The following is a 4667-nucleotide window of genomic DNA, read 5'->3' as shown; positions in this document are numbered from 1 at the left end:
CTGCGAAGGCCCACCGGCGGCGCCCGCGGCAGCGATCTCCTCGGCCGCGATCGCGCGCAGCGACACCGCCTCGGCGGTGAGGACCGGCCTGCCGGTCTCGTCCGCCACGAGCAGGGCGAGACGGCCGTCGGCCACGGGTGACAGCCGCACCCGTGCCGCCGAGGCGCCGACCGCGTGCAGCCGCACCCCGGTCCACGCGAACGGCACCAGCAGCTCATCACTCCCGGTGTCGAGCAGCGACGCGTGCAGCGCCGCGTCCAGCAGCGCCGGATGCACACCAAAACCATCGGCCTCGGCCGGCAGGACCACCTCGGCGAACAAGTCGCCACCCGCCCGCCACACCGACTCCAGGCCCCGGAAGACCGGCCCGTAGCCATAACCCCGCCCGGCCAGCTCCTCGTAGAAGCCCTCCAGCGACACCGCCTCCGCACCCGCGGGCGGCCATGCCTCCAGACCGGTGGGCTCCGGAACCGAGGCGTCGGCGGCGAGCAGACCCGTCGCGTGCCGGGTCCACGTCTCCTCCGCGAGCCCGTCGGCGTCGGCCTCCGGGGTCTCCGCCACCGAGTGCACCGACACCGGCCGTCGGCCGTCGGCGGCCGCGGCGCCCACGGCCACCTGCACGCGCACCGCGCCGTGGTCCGTCAGCACCAGCGGCGCCTCCAGCGCCATGTCCTCGATGACACCGCAGCCGACCAGTCCACCGGCGTGCAGGGCCAGTTCGGCGAACGCCGTACCGGGCAGCAGCACCGACCCGCCCACCGCGTGGTCTGCCAGCCAGGGGTGCGTACGCGGCGACAGCCGGCCGGCCAGCACCACCGCGCCGTCGGCGCTGGGCACGCTCACCACCGCGCCCAGCAGCGGGTGTCCGGCGGCGCCCAGGCCGGCGGACGCGACGTCCGCCGACCGGTCCGCGGCGGTCAGCCAGTACCGCTCGTGCTGGAAGGCGTAGGTGGGCAGGCCGACCCGGCGCGCACCGGTGCCGTCCAGGGCCGCCGCCCAGTCGACGGAGCCGCCGTGCGTGTGCAGCTGGGCGAGGGCGGTGAGCAGGGTGCGCGGCTCGTCGCGGTCGGCGCGCAGCGCGGCCACCGCCACCGGCGCGACGGTGCCTGCCGCCGGTCCCTCGCCTGCCGCCGGTCCCTCGGTTTCCGCGTCGTCCGAGGCGAAGGTCTCCTCGGTGAGGGTGGTGAGGGTCGGGTGCGGGCCCAGTTCGAGGTAGTGGGTGACCCCTTCCGCGCGCAGGCGGCGGGTGCTGTCGAGGTAGCGCACGGTCGCCCGGATGTGCCGGGTCCAGTAGTCCGGGCTGGTGAGTTCCTCGTCGGTGGCCGGTTCGCCGGTGACGTTCGAGAGGACGGGAAGGGACGGCGGCCGCAGCCGCACCGAGCCCACGACCTCGCGGAACTCCTCCAGGATCGGGTCCATGTGCGCGGAGTGGAAGGCGTGGCTGACCCGCAGCCGGCTCGCACGCGGCCGGCCGTCCCGCGCCTTCCAGAGCGCGACCAGTTCGTCCACGGCGTCGGAGTCGCCGGAGATCACCACCGAGCGGGGGCTGTTGACCGCCGCGATCGACACCCGGTCCGCCTGGTCGGCGACCAGTGCCGCCACCTGCTCCGGCTCTCCGGCGAGGGTCGCCATGGCGCCGCCGTCCGGCAGCCGCTCCATGAGGCGGCCGCGGGCGGCGACCACCTTCGCGGCGTCCTCCAGGGACAGCACGCCGGCCACGTGGGCGGCGGTCAGCTCACCGACGGAGTGGCCCACGAGGTAGTCGGGGCGCACCCCGAACGACTCCACCAGCCGGTACAGCGCAGTCTCCACCGCGAACAGTGCCACCTGCGCGTATCCGGTACGGGCCAGCCGCTGCGCGGCCTCCGGCGTGTCCTCGGCGAACAGCACCTCGCGCAGCGGGGTGTCCAGGTGCGGGTCGAGTGCCGCTATGGCGGCGTCGAGCGCGGCGGCGAACACCGGATAGGCCGCGTACAGCTCCCGGCCCATGCCGACGCGCTGGCTGCCCTGTCCGGTGAAGAGCACCGCCGTCTTCGCGGCGCCGAGCGCGTCGGCCGTACCGGTCAGCACGCCGTCGTCCGGCTGGCCGGTGGCGAACGCGGCCAGGCGGCGCAGCAGTTCGTCCCGGTCCCGGCCGAGGACGACCGCGCGGTGCTCGAAGGGCGCCCGTCCGGTGGCCAGCGACAGGGCCACGTCCTCCGGGCGCAGGCCGGGGGCGGCGTCCCCCAGCCGCCGTGCCTGCTCGACCAGGGCGGGCGCGGACTTCGCCGACACCACCCACGGCACCACGCCCGGGTCCGGCACGTCCTCCGGGGTGGCCGGCGCCTCGTCCTCGGCGGGGGCCTGCTCCAGGATGACGTGGGCGTTGGTGCCGCTGATGCCGAACGACGACACCGCCGCCCGGCGCGGCCGGTCCACCTCCGGCCACGACTGGTCCTGCGTCAGCAGGCTGACCGCGCCCGCCGACCAGTCCACGTGGCGCGAGGGTTCGGCCACGTGCAAGGTGCGCGGCAGTACGCCGTACCGCATGGCCAGCACCAGCTTGATGACGCCGGCGACACCGGCGGCGGCCTGGGTGTGCCCGATGTTCGACTTGACCGAGCCCAGCCACAGCGGCCGGTCCTCGGGACGGTCCTGGCCGTACGTGGCCAGCAGCGCCTGCGCCTCGATCGGGTCACCCAGCTTCGTGCCGGTGCCGTGTGCCTCCACCGCGTCGACGTCGGTGGCGCGCAGCCCGGCGTCGGCCAGCGCCTTGCGGATCACCCGCTGCTGCGAGGGGCCGTTCGGCGCCGTCAGGCCGTTGCTCGCACCGTCCTGGTTCACCGCCGAGCCCCGCACCACCGCCAGCACCTGGTGACCGTTGCGGCGCGCGTCCGACAGCCGCTCGACCACCAGCAGGCCGACGCCCTCGGCCCAGCCCGTGCCGTCGGCCGTGTCGGAGAAGGACTTGCACCGGCCGTCCGAGGACAGCCCCTGCTGCCGGGAGAACTCCACGAACATGCCCGGCGAGGACATCACGGTCACGCCGCCCACGAGCGCCATCGAGCACTCGCCGTTGCGCAGCGCCCGGCCCGCCAGGTGCAGCGCGACCAGCGACGAGGAGCACGCCGTGTCCACCGTCACCGCCGGGCCCTCCAGGCCGAGGGCGTAGGCGATACGGCCGGAGGCGACGCTGGTGGAGGTGCCGGTCAGCAGGTGCCCGTCGGCGCCCTCTCCGCCCTCGTGCAGGCGGGGCCCGTAATCCTGGGCGATGGCGCCGACGAACACGCCGATGTCGCCGCCGCGCAGGGAGGTGGGGTCGATGCCCGCGCTCTCGACGGCTTCCCAGGAGGTCTCCAGCAGCAGCCGCTGCTGCGGGTCCATCGCGGTGGCCTCACGCGGGCTGATGCCGAAGAAACCGGCGTCGAACCCGCCCGCGTCGGCGAGGAACCCGCCGTCGCGGGCGTACATCGTGCCGGACCGGCTCAGGTCCGCGTCGAAGAGGCCGTCCAGGTCCCAGCCGCGGTCCGTCGGGAACGCGCCGATCGCGTCCTCGCCGCCGGACACCAGACGCCACAGGTCGTCGGGGCTCTCGACGCCGCCGGGGAAGCGGCAGGCCATGCCCACGATCGCCACCGCGTCCTCGTCGGTGGCGGCCGTCACGGGGGCCGCCTCCCGCGTGGGGGCCACCGTCCCGAGCAGCTCCCCCAGCAGGTAGTCGGCCATCGTGGCGAGGTTCGGGTAGTCGAACACCACGGTGGTCGGCAGCCGCAGCCCGGTGGCGGTCATCAGCCGGTTGCGGAACTCCACAGACGTCAGCGAGTCCAGGCCGAGGTCGTGGAAGGTGCGCTCGGCGGGGATGCCGTCGCCGCTGGTGTGGCCCAGGACGGTGGCCACCTCGCCGCGGATGAGCTGGAGCAGGATGTGGTGCCGGTCGGCCTCGGTGGCGGCGGCGAGCCGGTCGAGCAGGGAGCCGCGCCCCGCCGGGCGGGTCCGCGCGGTACGCCGCGGCGCGGTCCCGGCCAGTTGCTGGAGCAGCGGCGGGACCCCGGCCGCGGCGTCGATCTTCGCGGGGTTCAGCCGCATCGGGATCAGCGTGGGACGGGCGCTGTCCAGCGCCGCGTCGAACAGGGCCATGCCGTGCTCGGTGTCGATCGGCAGCACACCGAGGCGCGCCCACCGGTCGCGGTCGGCGGCGTCCAGGCCGCCGGCCATCCCGCTGGTCTGCCCCCACAGGCCCCAGTCGAGCGAGGCCGCGGCCAGGCCGCGGGCGTGGCGGCGCGCGGCGAACGCGTCGAGGTAGGCGTTGGCCGCCGCGTAGTTGGCCTGCCCCGCCGTACCCATCACACCGGCGATCGAGGAGAACAGGACGAAGGCGGCGAGGTCGGCGTCCGCCGTCAGCTCGTGCAGGGTGACCACCGCGTCCGCCTTCGGGCGCAGCACCGTCTCCAGCCGCTCCTGTGTGAGCGAGCCGATGACACCGTCGTCGAGCACACCGGCCGTGTGGACCACGGCGGTGAGCGGATGCGCGGCCGGGATCTCCGCCAGCACCTCCGCCAGCGCGTCGCGGTCGGCCACGTCACAGGCCGCCACCCGCACCGACGCGCCCAGCTCCGTCAGCCTCCCCACAACGGCCGCGTCCACACCGCGCCGGCTCAGCAGCAGCAGATGCCCGGCGCCGTGCTCGA

1 protein-coding gene is annotated in these 4667 nt (G+C 75.3%); it reads right to left on the bottom strand.

The window, feature by feature from the left end:
- On the bottom strand, nucleotides 1-4667 hold a 4667-nt coding region (locus AXW62_RS43630), incomplete at both ends, for a type I polyketide synthase (protein WP_159061101.1).

The organism is Streptomyces hygroscopicus subsp. hygroscopicus (assembly GCF_001553455.1).
GTDB lineage: Bacteria > Actinomycetota > Actinomycetes > Streptomycetales > Streptomycetaceae > Streptomyces > Streptomyces hygroscopicus.
The sequence above is the reverse complement of the archived record's forward strand: the minus strand, read 5'-3'. Positions and strand labels throughout refer to the sequence as shown.